General features: G+C 70.2%; 14 protein-coding genes and 1 pseudogene. 1 reads left to right on the plus strand and 14 read right to left on the minus strand.

Annotated elements, in window-relative coordinates:
• Positions 1-29: 29 nt before the first annotated feature.
• The 10 genes from K9S39_RS11665 to K9S39_RS11710 all read right to left on the minus strand — a co-directional run bounded on the left by K9S39_RS11665 (position 30) and on the right by K9S39_RS11710 (position 11,538).
• Positions 30-929: a DUF6282 family protein gene (locus K9S39_RS11665; RefSeq protein WP_248863281.1), complete on the minus strand. Its 900-nt coding sequence runs from the start codon at positions 927-929 to the stop codon at positions 30-32.
• Complete coding sequence (locus K9S39_RS11670; RefSeq protein ID WP_248863282.1) at positions 916-1,614, minus strand: RraA family protein; 699 nt, start codon at positions 1,612-1,614, stop codon at positions 916-918. Before K9S39_RS11670 ends, K9S39_RS11665 begins: the two co-directional genes overlap by 14 nt.
• Positions 1,611-3,866: an isocitrate/isopropylmalate family dehydrogenase gene (locus K9S39_RS11675; RefSeq protein ID WP_248863283.1), complete on the minus strand. Its 2,256-nt coding sequence runs from the start codon at positions 3,864-3,866 to the stop codon at positions 1,611-1,613. Before K9S39_RS11675 ends, K9S39_RS11670 begins: the two co-directional genes overlap by 4 nt.
• On the minus strand, positions 3,863-4,675 hold the full coding sequence (locus K9S39_RS11680) for an alpha/beta fold hydrolase (RefSeq protein WP_248863284.1): 813 nt from the start codon (positions 4,673-4,675) through the stop codon (positions 3,863-3,865). Before K9S39_RS11680 ends, K9S39_RS11675 begins: the two co-directional genes overlap by 4 nt.
• Positions 4,672-5,613 (minus strand): beta/alpha barrel domain-containing protein, encoded by a 942-nt coding sequence (locus K9S39_RS11685; protein ID WP_248863285.1) that lies wholly within the window; start codon positions 5,611-5,613, stop codon positions 4,672-4,674. The genes K9S39_RS11680 and K9S39_RS11685 overlap by 4 nt, the downstream gene beginning before the upstream one ends.
• Positions 5,614-5,880: 267 nt before the next feature.
• Positions 5,881-6,801, minus strand: a complete 921-nt coding sequence (locus tag K9S39_RS11690) for a LysR family transcriptional regulator (protein ID WP_248863286.1) — start codon at positions 6,799-6,801, stop codon at positions 5,881-5,883.
• A gap of 153 nt (positions 6,802-6,954) precedes the next feature.
• Complete coding sequence (locus tag K9S39_RS11695) at positions 6,955-8,343, minus strand: multidrug effflux MFS transporter (protein ID WP_248863287.1); 1,389 nt, start codon at positions 8,341-8,343, stop codon at positions 6,955-6,957.
• Positions 8,344-8,387: 44 nt separating this feature from the next.
• Complete coding sequence (locus tag K9S39_RS11700) at positions 8,388-9,827, minus strand: FAD-binding protein (protein ID WP_248863288.1); 1,440 nt, start codon at positions 9,825-9,827, stop codon at positions 8,388-8,390.
• An 89-nt stretch (positions 9,828-9,916) separates the two neighbouring features.
• Entirely contained in the window at positions 9,917-10,114 is a 198-nt protein-coding gene (locus K9S39_RS11705) for a tautomerase family protein (protein WP_248863289.1), read from the minus strand.
• A gap of 197 nt (positions 10,115-10,311) precedes the next feature.
• Positions 10,312-11,538, minus strand: a complete 1,227-nt coding sequence (locus K9S39_RS11710; RefSeq protein WP_248863290.1) for an MFS transporter — start codon at positions 11,536-11,538, stop codon at positions 10,312-10,314.
• Between the two features lie 94 nt (positions 11,539-11,632).
• On the opposite strand from K9S39_RS11710, the gene K9S39_RS11715 reads away from it, so the two are divergent.
• Complete coding sequence (locus K9S39_RS11715; protein ID WP_406707908.1) at positions 11,633-12,604, plus strand: LysR family transcriptional regulator; 972 nt, start codon at positions 11,633-11,635, stop codon at positions 12,602-12,604.
• Positions 12,605-12,826: 222 nt separating this feature from the next.
• Here the strand turns inward: K9S39_RS11715 and K9S39_RS11720 are convergent.
• The 4 genes and pseudogenes from K9S39_RS11720 to K9S39_RS11735 all read right to left on the minus strand — a co-directional run.
• Positions 12,827-13,591: pseudogene (locus K9S39_RS11720) on the minus strand (DUF817 domain-containing protein); the annotation flags it as partial.
• Between the two features lie 95 nt (positions 13,592-13,686).
• On the minus strand, positions 13,687-14,985 hold the full coding sequence (locus K9S39_RS11725; RefSeq protein WP_248863291.1) for an ArsB/NhaD family transporter: 1,299 nt from the start codon (positions 14,983-14,985) through the stop codon (positions 13,687-13,689).
• Between the two features lie 21 nt (positions 14,986-15,006).
• Complete coding sequence (locus K9S39_RS11730; protein ID WP_248863292.1) at positions 15,007-15,465, minus strand: CBS domain-containing protein; 459 nt, start codon at positions 15,463-15,465, stop codon at positions 15,007-15,009.
• A gap of 173 nt (positions 15,466-15,638) precedes the next feature.
• Positions 15,639-16,925, minus strand: coding sequence for a cation:proton antiporter (locus K9S39_RS11735; protein WP_248863293.1), 1,287 nt, complete (start codon positions 16,923-16,925; stop codon positions 15,639-15,641).
• Positions 16,926-17,519 lie beyond the last annotated feature (594 nt).

Raw genomic sequence — 17,519 nt, forward strand, 5'->3', positions numbered from 1 at the left:
CGGTGGTGGCCTACAGCCTCACGGCGGCCTTACAGACTCAGCATCCTCAGCGGCTCGGTCTGTGTCACCTCGGTGATCCGCTCAGGGGTCAAGCCCGCCTGTTCGAAGCACTGTTGACTCCAAATCAGCCAGGGTTCGATGTCCGGCTGGGACGGCTGGCCGAGGTCGGAGCTGTAGACGACCCTCGGGAGAAGGGTCAGAACGTCGGCGAAGTCCGTCCAGTCCTGGTATGCGAGGAGATGGGTGAGCGCGGTCTGTTCGGTCCAGACCTGCTCCGCGGCGGCCACCTCGGCCAGGTCCTTGCAGGTCAGCCCGGTCATGGGGTTGGCGGGCTGGTTGAGCATCAGGCGGGGCAGGTCCAGCCGTACGGCCTCGTCGACCAGGAGCCGGACCTCGTGGCCGTCGGCGTGGCCGGTGGAGACGACCACCGGCAGGTCCCGGGCGGCGCGGAGGAGTTCGCGGACGTCGGGCCGCAGCGCCCGGTCGTCGTCGGTGACGGTGAGCGGTCGCTGCCCGTTGGCGAGGAGCGGGTGGGAGGGGGTGCGGGTCAGCCGGCTGCGGTGGGTGCGGCCGGTGACCGTGGGGAGGTGGACGATCAGCCGCAGGCCGCTGTCCTCGCCGTGCTGGATGACGGCCTGCTCCACGGCCCGGAGGTCGAAGCCGCCGGCCAGGTCGTTGAGGACGACCGAGCCGGAGACGGGCAGGCCCTGTTGGCGGGCCTCCCATGCCTGGGCGGCGGTCGAGCCGAGGTGGTTCTTCAGGACGACCCAGCCACCGCGCCCGGCGTAGAGCGCGCCGGCGGTGGCGGCGGTGTGGCGGCGCAGAAACGCGTCCGGGCCGACGTGATAGTGGACGTCGATGAAGCGGGCGTGCTGTGGGGGCGGCGGGGCCACGCGCTCGGACGGGGCCACGGGCTCAGCGGTCGTCATGCTCGCCCCCGTCCTCCCACGGACGCGCATAGCCGAACCGGGCGCGCGCCTCGTCCAGCCGGCTGCCGCCGAGCGCGGCTTCCCGGATACGGGCCTCGGTACGCTCCACCGCCTCGGCGCGGCGGACGACCTCCGCGACGAGACCGGCCGGGATGCGCAGCGCGCCGTTGTCGTCGGCGAAGATCCAGTCGCCCGGGGCGACCGGCGTACCGGCGACGTCGACCTCGGCGCCGGTGCGGTCCAGCACCACCCGGTTCTTCCCGCTGACCATCGTCACATCGGCGCTGAACAGCGGATATCCGGCGGCCCGGCTCTCCTTCACATCGCGTACCGAGCCATGGACGACGGTGCCCGAGATGCCACGGTGCAGGGCTACGGAGCTGAGCAGGGAGCCCCAGTTGGTGCAGGTGCGGCTGCCGCCGTTGTCCACGACGACGACCGAGCCGGCCGGCACGTCGTCGATGTAGTCGGCGGCGTTGTGGAAGGTGGTGTCGTCGTCGATGGCTCGGTAGCGGACGGTGAAGGCGGGGCCGCAGGCGACGGCGCCGGGGGTACGCGTCGCGATGCCGGGCAGCACGCACGGCGGGGTGCGCAGGCTGTCCATGGCGTCGGAGAGGGCGGCGGTGTCCAGGCGGGACAGGCACTCGCGCAGCGCTTCGGCCTCCACAGGGGCGGCGGTGGTCATGCGGATTCCTCCATGGGCTTCGGGTGGCGGCCGGTGAGGTGCCGGACGAGGGACCAGGCCGCGAACTGGGCGCAGTAGGTGGTGACTTCGGGCCCGCGGTTGGGGATGGTCAGTTCGTAGGTGTGCTCGTGGGGGTGCTCACCCGTGTGCGGGGCGGTGGGTTCGCCGGTCGTGTCGCGGACGGTGCAGGTGAGGGCGATGGTTCCGGTGTAGCTCGTACCGTCCCCGCCCTGCCGGACGCCGGAGAGGGCGACGCCGAGCGCGCCCGCGCCGTCGCTGGTGTCCCGTTCGCGGGCCAGCTCGGCTGCGAAGACGCCGTCGGTGAGCCGGTCGTCGAGGTCCAGGACGAGGCCGCGCGCGTCGAGGAGCACCGCCAGCTCCTGGACGGCGGTGCGGTCCCGGTCGGTGACGAGGTGGTCGGCGAGTGCCGCGTCCAGGCGCCCGGCCAGGTCGTCGGCGGCCTCGGGCGGGCAGCCGAGCCGGATGTCGACATAGGGGTAGTGCCAGTGGTAGGCGGGTTTGACCGGCACCCCGCTGTCCCGGACCAGCTCGTCGACCAGGGCCGCGGCGTCCGCCTCGATGATGCCGAGGGTGCGGCGGAAGACGCAGGTCACCTCGGGCGGCTCGGGGAGGTGCGGCAGGCCGTCGCGCAGGACCGCTGCCAGCATCGGCAGGCATTCGCGCGGCGGTCCGGGGAGCATGACGACGGTGCTGCCCTGGGCTTCGGCGCGGCATCCCCAGGCGGTGCCGTTGGGGTTCGGCAGCAGGTCGGCGCCCTCGGCGAACAGTGCCTGGCGGCGGTTGTCGTCGTGGATGGCGACGCCGAAGCGGGTGAGGCGTTCGACGACGCCCTGCCATGCCTCCTCGCGGTGTTCCAGCGGGCGTGCCAGCGCGCGGGCCACCGCGCTGCGGGTGACGTCGTCGGAGGTGGGGCCGAGTCCGCCCATCACCACGATGACGTCGTCGCGGCCGATGGAGGGGCGGATGGCGTCGGCGATGGTGGCCTCGTCGTCGCCGATGGTGTGCCGGACGCGGACCGGGACGCCGCGCTCGCCGAGCATCCGGGAGGCGTTGCCGGCGTTGGAGTCCTCCAGGTCGCCGCGGAGCAGTTCGTCGCCGATGGTGACGATGGCGGCGGTGGGGGCCTGTGGCACCTCGCGACAGGCGTCGAGGACGGCCTGGGCGGCTTCGGTGGTGGTGGCGCTGCCGCCCAGGTCGTAGGTGACCCGGTCACGGCGGCGGGTGACATGCCGTACGGCGTCCTGGATGCTGCCGGCCGCGTCCTGGAGGCCGAGGTGCTCCAGCATCAGACCGATGGTGAGAAACGCCGCGGCCGGGTTGGCGCGGCCGCGACCGGCCATCGCCGGGGCGCTGCCGTGCACCGGCTCGAAATAGTTGCCCTTCTCGCCGATGTTGGCGCTGGGTGCCAGGCCCAGTCCGCCCATCACGCCGCCGCCGAGGTCGGAGAGGATGTCGCCGAACATGTTCTCCGCGACGATCACGCCGAAGCGCTCCGGGCGGCGCGCCATCCACAGGGCGACGGCGTCCACGTTGAGGACCTCGAAGGGGATCTCCGGGTAGTCGGCGGCGATCGCCTCCAGCCGCTCCAGGACGTAAGCGCTGCTCTGCCGCAGTACGTTGGGCTTGTCGGCGAGGGTGACCCGCTCGTGGCCGTGGGCGCGGGCGGTCTCGAAGGCGAAGCGCAGGATGCGGTCCAGGCCGTGCGAGGTCTGCAGCCGGATGCCGGCGGTGGAGCCGGGGCGTCCGCTGCGGCGTACGTTGGGGTGTTCGGCGACCAGCGGCCACATCCCGTCCGGTACGTGGTTCCAGTCCAGGCCGGCGTAGAGGCCCTCGGTGTTCTCCCGGACCACGCAGAAGCGGTACGGCGTGCCGCCGCCGAGGTAGTTCTCCACCGGCCGCAGGTTGGCGAACAGGTCCAGGCGCTGGCGGAGTTGGATGATGGGAGAGAGGTACTGCGGGGCGCTCTCGCGCAGCTCGGGAGCAAGCTCGGCCAGTGCCTCGCGGCGCGGCTTGCTGGTGGTGGCGCCGAGCAGGACGGCGTCACTGCGGCCGATCAGGTCCCAGGTACGGTCGGGGACGGGATTGCCCTCGGCGCGCCAGCACTCCCAGCCGATGTCACCGAATTCCAGGTCGAGGGGCAGGCCGAGGGCCTCGATCACCGGCAGTGCGGCGTCCAGGACCTCCGGCCCGATTCCGTCGCCGGGCAGGACTGCGACGGTCTTGCGGTTCATGACTTCTCAGCTCCCAGGAAGCGGGCGACGGCGTCTCGGGTGAGGGCCGGTTGGTCGGCGTGCGGGCGCATTCCGGCCTGCGGGATGCCCACGAGGTGGTGCTGTGGGCCGGGGCCGGTGGCCAGGTGCTTGCGCTGGACGAGCAGCGACCGTTGGCCGTAGAGGTGCAGCAGGGGTCCGGGGAAGTCCCTTACGGGCTGCCGGACGTCGGCGTCGTGCAGCAGTCGCAGGCCGGTGGACAGCCGTCGGCCCGCCAACCCCTCGTCCGGGCAAGGGGGTTGGGGACTCTTGGTGCCGTTGTGCGCGGGGGTGGCGGGGCCGCGGACGGCCTCTTCGAGGAGTCGCAGCGCCGTGGACAGGCCCTGAGCGCCGACGGCGGAGGCGATCCGCTCCAGCTTGGTGTTCAGTTCCTCGTCGGCGACGGTGGGGCCGGAGAGCAGCAGCACCCTGGCGCGGTGGGTCCACTCGTGGGTGAGCAGGGCCTGGACGACGGCGCCGCCCAGGGCGTTGCCGGCCAGGACGTCGGGGGCGTCGGCGGCCGACGCGAGGTGGCCCGCCCAGCGGTCGGCGAGCGCCTTGAGGTCGTCGCCCTCGCGCAGCAGGGACAGAGTGTCGTGGACGGTGATCCGGTGCCCCGAGGCGAGCAGCGGCTCGGCGGTCCGCCGGAAGAACGCGCCCTGGTCCCAGCGGGGCATGACCGGGGCGAGGACGACCGCATGGCGTGGTGCGCCGGGCTCGCCCAGAACGGCGGTGGCCGGAGCCGGCGCGGCAGCGCGCGCCGACTCCGGACGCGGGGGACGCGAGGTCACCGGGCACCCGCCGCGGTCAGCTCGCGGGCCGCCGAGAAGGCGTCGCCGATCCGGTCCACGGGGAGCTTGGCCCGCTCCTCGACGGACAGATCGAAGTGGCCCAGGACCAGGTCGGGCAGTGGCAAGGAGGGCTTGGCCTCCGCGAACTGGGACTCCATACGGTGGGCGAGGCTGAGTATCCGGCCGAGGTCGTAGGTGTCGTGGCGGGCGTCCCGGCCGTAGCGGCCGAGGTAGGCCAGCCACTGCTCGGTGACCAGGTTGCCCGGCCCCTTGCCCATGCCCAGGACGGAGGAGTCGATCCAGGTGGCGCCCGCGTCCACCGCGGCGATGGCGTTGGCCAGCGCCAGACCGAGGTTGTTGTGGGCGTGCAGGCCGATCTCCGCGTCCGTCACCGAGCGGACCAGGGTGACGAGTTGGGACACCTCGCCCGGGAGCAGGCTGCCGTTGGAGTCGGCCAGGTAGACCACGTCGGCGCCGGCGTCGCCGGACAGCGCGGCGAGTTCGACCAACCGGCGCCGGTCCAGCTGGCTGACCCGGGTGATGTTGACGGTGGTGGTGAAGCCCAGGTCCGCGGCCTCGGCGAGCAGGGCGAGCCCGGGTTCGGGCGTACCGGAAGGCAGGCAGAACCGTACGAGGCGGACACCGGCCTCGTACATCCGCGGCAGATCGTCCTCGGTGATGTTCTTCGGGTGCAGGATCATGCAGAGGCGGTCGGGGGAGACGACCTCGGCGACGGCACGGATGTAGTCGTCCGCACCCACGCCGGTCCGGCCGATGCCGGGCTTGGGTTTGAACGAACCGTTGCGGTAGCCGATCTCGACCCACTCCATGCCGGCCGCGACGCTCTCCCGGGCGTGGTGCAGCGCGTAGGCGAGCGGGAAGTCGAAGTTGTTGCGGTAGCCACCGTCACGCAGCGTCACATCAAGATTGATGATCATCACCCCTCCATATATGGCGCATGCAGTTGGCGGGGTGGCAGTCGGCGTGTACGTCGGTCGTGATACGACGGACTGAATGAGAAGAAACACGCTTCTTTTATTTCGGCGAGATTTTTTGAAATCCCGCGTTCACCCCGTTACGAACTTCACGGCTCGGCCGTCCACACTCTTCGCCGACGGAAAACACATCGGCGAGGCGGAACCGGAAGATCGACACGCAAAACGTATCGCACGATCTCCAAGAAAACGCAACGCCAGGGTAAAGAATCACCCATGCCGATTTCTCTGTGTCTCCGCCGCAACCTTCCGGCGAACTTGTGCACTCGTCGCGGTAAGCAATTCTAGACGGGCCGGATCAGCGTTTTCTCGCAGGGCGAGAAACATTCGGATGGTGAGCGGCTCCCCGTTGAGCGGCAGCAATGCGATCCGGCGGGAGGAGACCGTATTCGCCGCTGTCGGGTACATCGGCGTCCAGCCGCCCGCGCCCGCACCGATGTCGGCGAGGGTGTCCTGGAGGCCGGTGGAGGGCGGGCCGAACGTCGGCTCGAAGCCCGCCGTGCGACAGGCGGCGTGGACCGTGTCGTGGAGGACCGGGTTCTCGCCGCGGGGCGCGATGCGCAGCGGCATCCCGGCCAGATCGGCCAGATCGAGGCGGCCGCGTGCGGCCAGCGGGTCAGACGCGGACAGCGCGACCACCAACGGGTCGTACCAGAGGGTAAGAAACCGCAGGCCAGGGGCGCTTTCGACGCCGCGGACGAAGGCCGCGTCCAGCCGTCCGGCGCGGACCTCCGCCAGCCGGGTGGGGGCGTCGAGGGTCTGGAACTCGAAGCGGGTGCCGGCGCCGCGGTCGGGCAGCGCGTCCAGGAAGTCGTCCAGCCGCTCACCCAGCGCGGAGCTGATGCCGACGCGGAAGGTGGCCTCGCTCCGCACGGCCAGCTGCTGGGCCTTGGCGGTGAAGGAGTCCAGTGCCTTCAGCAGTTCGCGGCCCTCGGGCAGCAGGGCCGCCCCGACCGGGGTGAGGGTGACGGTACGGCCGGAGCGGTCGAAGAGCTGGGTGCGCAGTTCCCGCTCCAGCCGGCGCACCTGCTGACTGACCGCGGGCTGCCCGATGTGCAGTCTTTCGGCCGCGCGACCGAAATGCAGCTCCTCGGCGACGGCGACGAAGTACTGAATCTGACGCAGTTCCACAGGACCCCCCGTTGCTCAGGGCGATCCCTGTTGCGGAAAGCAAAGCATTCCGGTGTCCGGGACCGCCACCGGAGAGGATCCTTGCATACCGGGGAGCGGCACCCGCCACCGGGCGGGGCCGCTCGTACGGTTCGCAGAGCCGGGAACTGTTCTTTACTCGGTGGTAGCTCCCTGCAATTCGTCGTCCCGGCTGTCATCGCCACGGCGCTCGTCGCCGCGGCTGCCATTCCCGCGGTCGAGATTCCCGGGATTGTGACTCCTGCTGTTGTCGTCGACGAGATTTCCGTTGCCGCGATTGTCGTTGCTACGGATTTCGTCGGCAGGTGTTTGCGTAACAGCCGCCTGCCGGGCCGCCAGCGAAAGGAACAAAGCGAAGGCGACAATTCCCACCAGCGAGGCGGCCAGCACAAACCAGCCCAGCGCGTACAGATCTCCCGACGGCAGCCGGCTGGAGAGGAAAATCCCCAGCGAAGCGGCCAGCAGCTGCAGCGCGCCCATCAGCCCGGAGGCCGAGCCGGCGGACGAGCGGAAAGTCGTCACCCCCGCGCTCATCGACAGCGGCAGCAGAAAGCCGTTGCCGAACGTCATCACCGGCATGAAGACCAGCACCAGCAGGCCCCAGGGCGCACCGGCCCCGCTCAGCCCCAGGCCCAGCATCATCAGCGCACCGGCGAAGAAGAAGCCGTGGCCCATCCACAGCAGCCGGTTGACCGGCCGGTTGCGGACCAGGCCGCGGGAGGTGAGGTTGCCCGCCACATACGCGATCGAGACGGTGATGTAGCAGTAGCTGGTGGTCTCGGTCGCCAGGCCCATCTTCTCGAAGACCAGCGGGGAGGCCGCCAGATAGCCGAAGTAACCTCCGTACGCCACCGCCAGGTTGAGGGTGTACGCCCAGAACAGCGGGCGGGTCAGCAGCTTGGGATAGCCCTTGAGCGTGGCCCCCAGGTGCTTGCTGCGCCGCTCCGGCGGCAGGCTCTCGGGGATCGAGGTGACCATCACGACCAGCGTCGCCAGGCCGATCAGCGCGGTCACCACGAACGGCGCGCGCCAGGAGACGTACGTGGTCAGATAGCCGCCGACCAGCGGGGCGACGGACGGGGAGACACCCACGATCGGCATGACCGTGGCGAACATCCGGGCCGCGTCCTTCTCCTCGTACAGGTCGCTGATCACGGCCCGGCCGAGCACCATGCCCGAGCCGGCGCCCAGCGCCTGGAGGAGCCGGCCGGCGCCGAACACCTCGACCGTGGGCGCCACCGCGCACACCAGGGAGGCCAGGACGAACAGGCCGAGCCCGGAGACGATGACGCGCTTGCGCCCGTACGCGTCCGAGATCGGCCCGTAGACCGCCTGCGAGACCGCGATGCCGATCATGAACGCGCTGAACGTCCACTGCACGGACGCGACCGGGGTGGCAAAGGCGTGCGCGGTGGCCGGCACGCCCGGCAGGTTGATGTCGGAGGCGAACAGGCCAGCGGCGTTCAGCGAGCACAGGACGGCGAGCAACAGCGCGTAGGGCGTGCGTGTTGAGGCGGTCTTCATGACAACTGGCAACTTCCTTGATCAAGAGTGGGTCGGCGGTGGACTCACCCGGCGGGCACCGGCGCCCGGGCGATCTCCGCCCCGGCCAGCCGGCCGAACGTCAGCGCGCGCAGCACCGAAGTGGCCCCCGGATAGCGGCTGTAGTAGAGCCCCGCGGTCTCGCCGATGGCGTACAGGCCGTCGATGGGCTCGCCCTGCTCGGTCAGCACCCGCGACCGGGCGTCGGTGCGCAGTCCGCCGAAGGTGAAGGTGATGGCACAGTGCACCGGCCAGGCCATGTACGGACCGGTGTCCAGCTCCACGGCCCAGTTGGACTTCGGCGGCACCAGGCCGACGGTGTGCTTGCCGTCCCGTCGCGTCGGATCGTAGGGAGCGGGCCGGCAGGCGTCGTTGAACCGGTCCACGGTCCAGCTCAGCTCATCGGGCGCGATGTCCAGCTTGCGGGCCAGTTCGTCGACGCTCGGCGCGGTGATCGGCTCCTTGTCGGTCAGCAGCGACCGCTCGTGCCCCCCGATCCGCAGCAGCTTGGCGTCGCAGATCAGATACGCGGACTGCCGGGCCTCCCGCCAGATGCGGTAGGCGACTTCCTCGAAGGTGTTGTCGGGGGTGTCCGCCCCCTCGTCCAGGAAGCGCCGCCCGTCCGCGTTGACCAGGATCCCGTACGGGTAGGCCATGACGAGCGCCTCGGCCTGGTGGCTGCGCGGGTCGACGGGCTCGCCGTGGAAGCGGTCGTACTGTCCGCTGCGGGCGGCGCCCACCGCCACCGCCATCTCGATGCCCTCGCCCTTGTTGTTCTTGCCGCCAGGCGCGATGGTCCGCAACTCGCCGCCGGTGGGACCGACATGACGCTCCAGCAGTTGCGGACTGCCCTGGAATCCGCCGCATGCGAGGACGACCCGCCGGGCGGCGATATGCCGCGGCTTGCCGCCCTCCTGCACATGGACGCCATTGACCGCGCCGACAGCATCCGTGCTCAACGACGTGGCCCGCACCCCGTACGCGATCGCACCGCCCAGCCTCTCCAGGGACTTGGCGAGCTTGTCCACAAGACTGGCGCCGCCGCCGGCGGGCATCAGCCGGGGCCCGCGCGCCGTGACGAAGTAGGTCGGCCGGGTCTCGAATTCCACGCCGTGCCGGTCGGCGAGCCAGCGCACGGTGGGCTCCGCGTTCGCACACAGCGCCGCGACGCAGTCGGGGTCCGACTGCCCCTCGCTCAGCTCGTGCATCCGGCTCTCGAAGTCGTCCGCCGGCGTGCCGTCCGCGGCGAGCCGGAAGAACGAACCGGTCCAGGTGGTGTTCCCGCCGCGGTTGTAGCGGCTGGAGCGCTCCAGAACCAGGACCCGGCTGCCCGGGGCGTTCTCGGCGAAACTGACCGCAGTCGCCAGCCCGCCCGCACCGCATCCCACGACCAGCAGATCCAAGGGACCGGCGGCATCGGCCGCGGCGTCGGAAGGCGGTACGGCGGGGGCAGGCACACTGCTCACGGCGGATCGTCAACTCCTGTTCTGATGCGGAGGGGCGGGTGGGAACGGGGGGCCCGTGAGCCCTCCGGTTAACGGACCGCCCTAGGAGGTCAGCGCTTGGCGGCGCGGGCGGCGAGCGTTTCGCCGCCGATCGACCAGCTGTCGGTGCCGATCTCCTGCACGGTCACCCACACGCTCTCCGGCTTGCCTCCGGTGGCCTTCACATACGCGTCGGTCAGCTCACGGACCAGCTCGGCCTTCTGCTCGGCGGTCTTGCCGGGGGTCTGCTGGACGTGGATGAGAGGCATGACGTTCTCCGTGGGGTAGAGGTGGAACTGATGACGTACGGTCCCGGGCCGCCAGGGCCGGGGAACCGCCGTGGATCAAGTCCAGCACCGGGCCGCAGGCCGTCCAAGACGCAATCCGCTCTGGCAACGATCACGAATCGTGATACGTCCGGGGCCGCAGCCGCCCGGCATCGCCCCCTCCGCGCCCTCCACCCCGCTCAGATCCTGCGCACCGCGATCAGTGCCGCCAGCCCCATCGAGGCGAGGCACACCACGACCACGCCCGTCCATCCGGCGCCGTGGTACGCGGAGGCGGCCAGCGTGCCGCCGATGCTGTTGCCGATGTAGTAGATCGTCAGGTAGACGGCGGACGCCTGGGCACGGCCCGTCGCCGCGTTGCTGCTCACCGAGCTGGACGCGATCACATGGCCGGTGAAGAAGCCGACGGTGACCAGGACCAGACCGGCCACGATCGCCACGACGCCGTTGACGACGGTCACCACGACCCCCGCCGAGGCCACCGCCATGCCGGCGTACAGCGCCGTCCGACGCCCGAAGCGCTCGGCGAACCGGCCGATACAGGTCGAGGTCACCGTCCCGACGAGGTAGATCAGGAAGAACGCGCCGATCACCCCCTCGGGCAGGCCGAACGGCGCCGCCGACAGCCGGTAGCCCAGCACCGTGAACACCGCCCCGAACACCACCATGAACAGCGCACCGAGAAAGTACAGCCGCAGCAGCAGCGGATTACGCAGATGGCCGGAGACCGTACGGGCCACCGCGCCGGGATTGACGGGCACGGAACGGAAGTTGGCGGCCCGGGGCACGGTGAGGCGGAAGACCACCGCGCAGCAGAGCGCGATGACACCGAGCACACCGAGCGAGACCCGCCAGTCGCTCCACTGCGCGACCAGGCCCGCCACGAACCGCGAGCTCATCCCGCCGATGCTGTTGCCGGCCAGATACAGACCTATCGCCGAGGAGACCGCCTTGGGCGAGACCTCCTCGGCGAGATAGGCCATGGCGGTCGCGGGCAGTCCCGCGAGAGCCACGCCCTGGAGAGCGCGCAGCGCGACAAAGGCGCCGAGGTCGGTCACGAACGGCAGCGCCAGGCCGATCACGGACGCGGTGAAGACGGACGCCGTCATCACGCGCGTACGCCCGTACTTCTCGGACAGCGCGCTCAGCGGCAGCAGCGCGATGGCGATGGCGGCGGTGGTCGCCGAGACCGTGAGGCTGGCCTCGGCCGGGGTGATCCGCAGCTCGTCGGAGATCTCGGGGAGCAGCCCTTGGGTGACGTACAGCAGCAGGAAGACGGCGACGCCGGCCGCGAAGAGCGCGGTGATGGCGCGGCGGTAGGCCCGGGTTCCGGGGGCGAGTTCGGCGGTCCCGGCCGTGGCCGAGACGGGAGAGGGGGCACCGGCCCCCGTAGTTGTATCCACCATGCGTGCGACGCTAGGCAGCACCGATCAATGCGTCCAATGGCGGAACACTGCGATACTGATGCAGATATGCATCAGCGAAACCAGTGGGGCGATCGTGACGCAGCAGGATGAGCAGGACGCGTACGCCGACGAGCCGGCCGGGTCCCCGATCACGCTGACCCCCGACTCGGCGGCGCTGCTGCTCTCGCCCCGGCTGGCCCAGTTCGTGGCCGTGGCCCGCGCCCAGCACGTCACCCGCGCCGCCGCCGAACTCGGGGTCCCGCAGCCGACGCTGAGCCGTACCATCGCCCGGCTGGAGGCGGACCTGGGCGTCCAGCTGCTGTCCCGGCACGGCCGCAGCGTCCGGCTGACCTCCTCGGGCCGCGCCCTCCTCGCCCACGCCGAACGCGCCCTGGCGCACGCCGAACGCGGCGGACGGGCCGTACAGGAGGACGCCGATCCGGACAGCGGCCGGATCGCCTTCGGCTTCCCGCACACCCTCGGCCCGTCCACCGTGCCCGACCTGCTGCGCGAGTTCAGCGAGCGCCATCCGCGCATCCGCTTCCAGCTGATGCAGGACTACGGCGCCGCGCTGCTGTCCCGGCTGCGGACCGGCGAGCTGGCTCTCACCCTCATCTCGCCTCCGCCTGTCGAGCCCGATGTGACCGCCCGCCGGGTGCACCGGCAGCGGCTGCGCCTTGTCGTGCCTGCCGGACACCCGCTGGCCGGGCGCCGGCGGGCCCGGCTCACGGAGGTCCGCGACGACGCCTTCGTCTCCCTGCCGTCGGGCTACGGCCTGCGGCAGATCACCGACCGGCTGTGCGCCACGGCCGGCTTCATCCCGCGGATCGCCTTCGAGGGTGAGGAGGTGGAGACCATCCGCGGACTGGTGGCCGCGGGCCTGGGCGTGGCCCTGCTCCCCGCCCCCGCGGTGCCCCGGCCCGGCGTCGTCGAACTGACCGTCGACGGGCCGGGCGCGGTCCGGGATATCGCCCTGATCTGGATGACCGGACGCCAGGAGCCCCCGCCCGTCAGCGCGTTCAGGAACTTTCTCCTCGCCCGCCGTGACCGCCTGCTGCGCGACTGACGACTCCCCCGCGACCGGCCGCGTCGTCACGCCCGGTCACGTCCGACCACCGGCTGCGTCGCCACGACCGACTCCGTCCTCGCGGCCGGCTTCGCCCTCGCGGACGACGCCCCCGCGACCGGCTGTGTCGTCACGCCCGGCATCGCCCCCGCAACCGGCTGCGTCCTGACGCCCGGCTCCGTCCTCGCGGACGACTCCGTCCCCACGAGCCGCTTCACACTCACGGCCGCCTCGCCGACGGGTCGCCGCCACCATCACAACGGTGACACTGATCAGAAGCGCCCAGGCGCCGAATTTGTCCGGGCCGACCGGCTGCCAGCCGTCGAGCTGGTACGGATAGCGCCAGGCACCCAGGTAGGTGGCGATGTTCTCGGCCAGCCACAGGAAGAATCCGATCAGCGCGAAGGAGAGCGCCAGCGGCATGCGGTGGCGCGCCTTGCCCACGCTGAACCGCACCGACGTACCGGCGGTGACCGCGACGAGCAGCGCCGCGAGGGGCCAGCGCACATCGGGCAGCCAGTGGTGGCTGAAGAAGTTCACATAGATCGCCGCGGCAACCACGGCGGTGGACCGGGGGCGGTAACGGACGAGTTCCAGGTCCAGCAGCCGCCAGGCGCGGCAGACATAGCTGCCCACCGCGGCGTAGAGAAATCCCCCGTACAAAGGCACGCCCGCGACCTTGAACAGCGCGGGCTCCGGATAGCTCCACGAGCCGAGCGAGACCTTCACCAGCTCGAAGGCCAGCCCGATCGCATGGCACCCGGCGATGACCATGACGTCCCGCCCGGACTCCCACCCACGCAGCCGGAACACCAGCGTGAGCAGAAGACCGTAGACGAGCAACAGGTCATACCTGGCGACCGGCAACCGTGGCGCCAGAGTGGACAGCGCGACCCCCGACAGCAGCGCCACGGCGAACGCGCAGCTGCGTGCCTGGAGCCGGGTGAAGAGCAGGAGCTGCTGTACGGGGGCCACCATCGCGTACATAACACCAGAGACGTCATTGTGACTGCTGTGGTTCCCGAGGCCGCTGTGACTTCAGAGGCTCCGGAGCCACCGCCGACCACCGGGTGCCCACGCGATTACGCGAGGGCGAAATAGCGGAGCCAGATCCACCCTGCCGAGATCACGACCGTCACGGCGGTGACGATGAGGCCGTATTTGGTGAACTCCCAGAAGGTGATGCGCTGGCGGTTGCGTTCGGCGATGCCCAGGACGACGACGTTGGCGGAGGCGCCGATGGCGGTGGCGTTGCCGCCGAGGTCGGCACCCAGGGCGAGGGCCCACCACATGACGTGGTCGGGTGCGCCGCCCATCTGGTTCACCAGGTCATGGGTGATGGGGCCCATGGTGGCGACATAGGGGATGTTGTCCACGATGCCGGACAGCGCGGCGGAGGCGCCGAGCAGGACCATGGAGCCGCCCGCCTCGTTGCCGCCGATCGCGTCCGCCAGGGCGTTGGAGACCTCCTTGATGACACCGGTGTGGATCAGGCCGCCGATCATGACGAACAGCCCGGCGAAGAAGGCGAGGGTGGGCCACTCGACCTCCTTGAGCACATCGCCGGTCTCGACCTTGGAGACGGCGACGAGCAGTCCGGAACCCAGGAGCGCGACGACGCTGGGCTCGAAGTGCAGCACAGGGTGCAACACAAAACCGGCCACGACGAGGGTGAGCACGATCAGCCCCTGGATCAGCAGCCGCGGATGCTTGATGGCCTCGCGCTCGTCGAGCTCCATGATCTCGGCGGCGCGTTCCTCGTCGTAGACGAAGGTCTTGCGGAACAGGAACCGGCACATGGCGATCAGGACGACTATCAGGATCGCGCTCAGGGGGGCGAGGTGGATGAGGAAGTCGTTGAAGGTCAGCCCGGCGCGGCTCGCGATGATGATGTTGGGCGGGTCACCGACGAGGGTGGCGGTACCACCGATGTTGGAGGCCAGCACCTCCGCGATCAGGAACGGCGCGGAGGGCAGCCCGAGCCGCTCACAGACCAGCAGCGTGACGGGAGCGATCAGCAACACCGTGGTGACGTTGTCGAGCAGGGCCGAGGCGACCGCCGTGATCACCATCAGCATGGCCATCACACGGAACGGTTTCGCCCGCGCTCTCTTCACGGCCCAGATCGCCAGATACTCGAACAGGCCGGTTTTCTTGAGCACGCCGACGATCATCATCATGCCCATCAGCAGGAAGATGACGTTCCAGTCGACGCCGGATTCCTCGGAGTAGAAGGCGGAGACGTCATCGGTCGCACCGATGGCGAGCATCAGGCCGGCGCCGCCCAGTGCGGCGGCCACCCGATGGATCTTCTCGCTGATGATCAGGGCGTAAGTGCAGATGAAGACGGCAATCGCCGCCCAGCTGTGCCAGTCGTTCATTGCTCCCCGTTTGTGAGAGGTTTATCCAGCGGCTTGCAGTAGTTTGCTGAGCAGATGCGAAGCGGTGATCACACCGAGCAGACGGACGCCCTCCTCACGGTCGACCACGGCCACCAGCGGACTACGCGTCTGAGCCATCAGCGCGGCCACCTCCACGGCGGTGTCGTCGGGCGCGGCGATCGGCGGCGGTGTGGCCGCACGGGGCAGACAGTCCGCCACCCGACGGCCACGCAGGCTCTCACACAGCCGGTCCGCGTGCCGCTCGTCGATGACCGCGGCCAGGTTGGGATCCTCGATCACATAGCCGGGGACCAGCACCTTGACCAGCTGCGACGCGGGCAGGATCGCCCGCGGTTCGCCCCGCTCGTCCAGGACGAGCAGGCCGGGCAGCTTGTGCTCGGCCATCAGCCGGGCGGCTTCTATCGCGTCGCCGTCGAGGCGAACCGACTCGTACTCCTGGGCCAGATTGCATGCGCGCACGGCAGATCCTTCCACTTGTGCGGGAACGTCACGGCATATTTCTAGCCGCTTTTCCCAGCCACTGGTTCAAGCCGCGCATCAGCCTTCCATCAACGTCCGATAAGTCCTTCGGCCACCGGGTGGCCCCGCTCTCGCCCGGCCCGTGGACATGGCCTCTCCGGCCCGCCGCGAGGTCACTTGCGCGCATGACCGGACTCCTCGGCGGTCGGCGCAGCGGAAGCGGTCCCGGCGGTCGCGGGCGGGCCGGCGCCGTCCCGCTTAGCCGTGTGGTCGTGCTGGTTGGGGATACCCGCGATGTCGTCGACATGGAACATCCGGGCAATCGGGACGTCCGTGCTGCTGTGCGCGATGATCGAGAAGGCGATGCATACGGCGACGAGGGTGAACGCCTCCTCGCCCTGTGGGATGCCCGCCTGAAGGACCAGCAGCCCGTAGACGACGGAGGCGAAGCCCTTCGGCCCGAACCAGGCGGCGGTCAGCTTCTCCCGGCGGGTGAAGCTGGTGCCGATGATGGAGAGCAGCAGCGAGGCCGGCCGGATCAGCACGATCGCCAGCACCACGGCCACATACCCGCCCAGCGACAGGTCCGCGAACAGGCGCGGGGTCAGCAGCGCGCCGAAGACCAACAGGGCGGCGAACTTGGCCAGTTCCGCCAGGGCCTCGCCCAGCGGCTCGAAGGCCGACTTCGCCTCCGGCGACACATGCGCCAGGACCGCGCCCGCGGAGAAGGCGGCGAGGTAGGGGTTGGCGTGGGTGAGGTGGCACAGCCCGTACACGGTGACGCCGATCGCCAGCGGCAGCAGCGGCTGCAGCTTCGGCTCCGCGCCCAGCAGCTTCAGCCGCGCCAGCTGACTGACCAGCAGCGGGCCGACGATGCCGAAGCCCAGGCCGAGTGCCAGCTCCAGGGCGATACCGGAGGCGTGCAACGGCTCATGGCTGCCCGTCGACGCGGCGGCGATCAGGATCAGCACGACCGGCAGCGCCAGCCCGTCGTTGATACCGCTCTCCACGTTCAGCAACTGCCGCAGCTTGGAGGGGACTTCCTTACGGCCCACGATCGCCGAGGCGAACACCGGGTCGGTGGGGGCGAGCACCGCACCGACCAGGAACGAGGTCGTCCAGTCCAGCCCCACCAGGTAGTGCGTGATCAGCGCCATGCCGACGAAGGCCAGCGGCATGCCCAGCCCCAGCGCGCGAGCGGGGTTCTTCCAGTTCTCCCGCAGCTTGGGGAACGAGACATGCATGCCGTCGGTGAAAAGCACCGCGAACAGCGCCAGATCCGCGGTCACCGACACGATCGGGCTGTCCGGTCTGATGTGGATCAGGCCCAGAAAACCGTCACTGACCAGGGCCCCGCCCACCAGGAAGAGGAAGGAGGTGGACAGCACGGTCCGGGCGGCGAGCCCGGAGAGCAGTACGGCGATGAGCAGCGCGGCACCGAAGACCGCAACAAGCACCATGAAACGGAAGCCCCCGATCGGGAAAGAGTTCTCTCATGTTCGCCGACCAGGCTTCCCGGCACTCCTGCCAGAGAACTTACACGATGCTTACGGCTCGCTGGCGAATTCTTGATGCCCCGTGGCGTAGGTCACGCTAGGCGTGACCTGCTCCGACATGGTGCTCCGCTGCGCTTTGCCTGGGCCGACATCGTTGCTCGCCGTTTTCGACTTTCCCGCCGTGGGCTTGCGCCTGCGGCGGGCGTGCGCTGTTTTTGGCCATCCGGCCGTTGTGGTTTGTCGCCGTTGCTCCCCCACTGCCTGAACGGCGTGGGAGGTACCCCCACGCGGCGGGCGTGGGTCTCCGCTGCGCTCGGCTTGGGCCGGTTTGGTACTCGTCGTTGTCGGCCGTCCGACCATCGGGGTGTCTCGCCGTTGCGCCTGCGGCGGGCGTAAGTCTTTCGGGTGCGGTGCCGCTCCTCCGGACTCCGCCCTGCGGAGCGGCTCCTCCCGACGGTGGGTGGGATAAGGCCGGTGGGGGCACAGGTGGTCTGTCAGGTGTCCACACGGTGCAGCTGACCGACTACATGCACCCCACCGTCCTTTACCCCACCTCCC

The organism is Streptomyces halobius, assembly GCF_023277745.1.
Taxonomy (GTDB): domain Bacteria; phylum Actinomycetota; class Actinomycetes; order Streptomycetales; family Streptomycetaceae; genus Streptomyces; species Streptomyces halobius.

What these genes read in the sequence shown, in the direction of transcription:
- K9S39_RS11675 (WP_248863283.1), bottom strand. Translation starts at nt 3,866, where the DNA reads ATGAACCGCAAGACCGTCGCAGTCCTGCCCGGCGACGGAATCGGGCCG.
- K9S39_RS11710 (WP_248863290.1), bottom strand. Translation starts at nt 11,538, where the DNA reads ATGGTGGATACAACTACGGGGGCCGGTGCCCCCTCTCCCGTCTCGGCC.
- K9S39_RS11670 (WP_248863282.1), bottom strand. Translation starts at nt 1,614, where the DNA reads ATGACCACCGCCGCCCCTGTGGAGGCCGAAGCGCTGCGCGAGTGCCTG.
- K9S39_RS11685 (WP_248863285.1), bottom strand. Translation starts at nt 5,613, where the DNA reads ATGATCATCAATCTTGATGTGACGCTGCGTGACGGTGGCTACCGCAAC.
- K9S39_RS11695 (WP_248863287.1), bottom strand. Translation starts at nt 8,343, where the DNA reads ATGAAGACCGCCTCAACACGCACGCCCTACGCGCTGTTGCTCGCCGTC.
- K9S39_RS11735 (WP_248863293.1), bottom strand. Translation starts at nt 16,925, where the DNA reads ATGGTGCTTGTTGCGGTCTTCGGTGCCGCGCTGCTCATCGCCGTACTG.
- K9S39_RS11705 (WP_248863289.1), bottom strand. Translation starts at nt 10,114, where the DNA reads ATGCCTCTCATCCACGTCCAGCAGACCCCCGGCAAGACCGCCGAGCAG.
- K9S39_RS11725 (WP_248863291.1), bottom strand. Translation starts at nt 14,985, where the DNA reads ATGAACGACTGGCACAGCTGGGCGGCGATTGCCGTCTTCATCTGCACT.
- K9S39_RS11665 (WP_248863281.1), bottom strand. Translation starts at nt 929, where the DNA reads ATGACGACCGCTGAGCCCGTGGCCCCGTCCGAGCGCGTGGCCCCGCCG.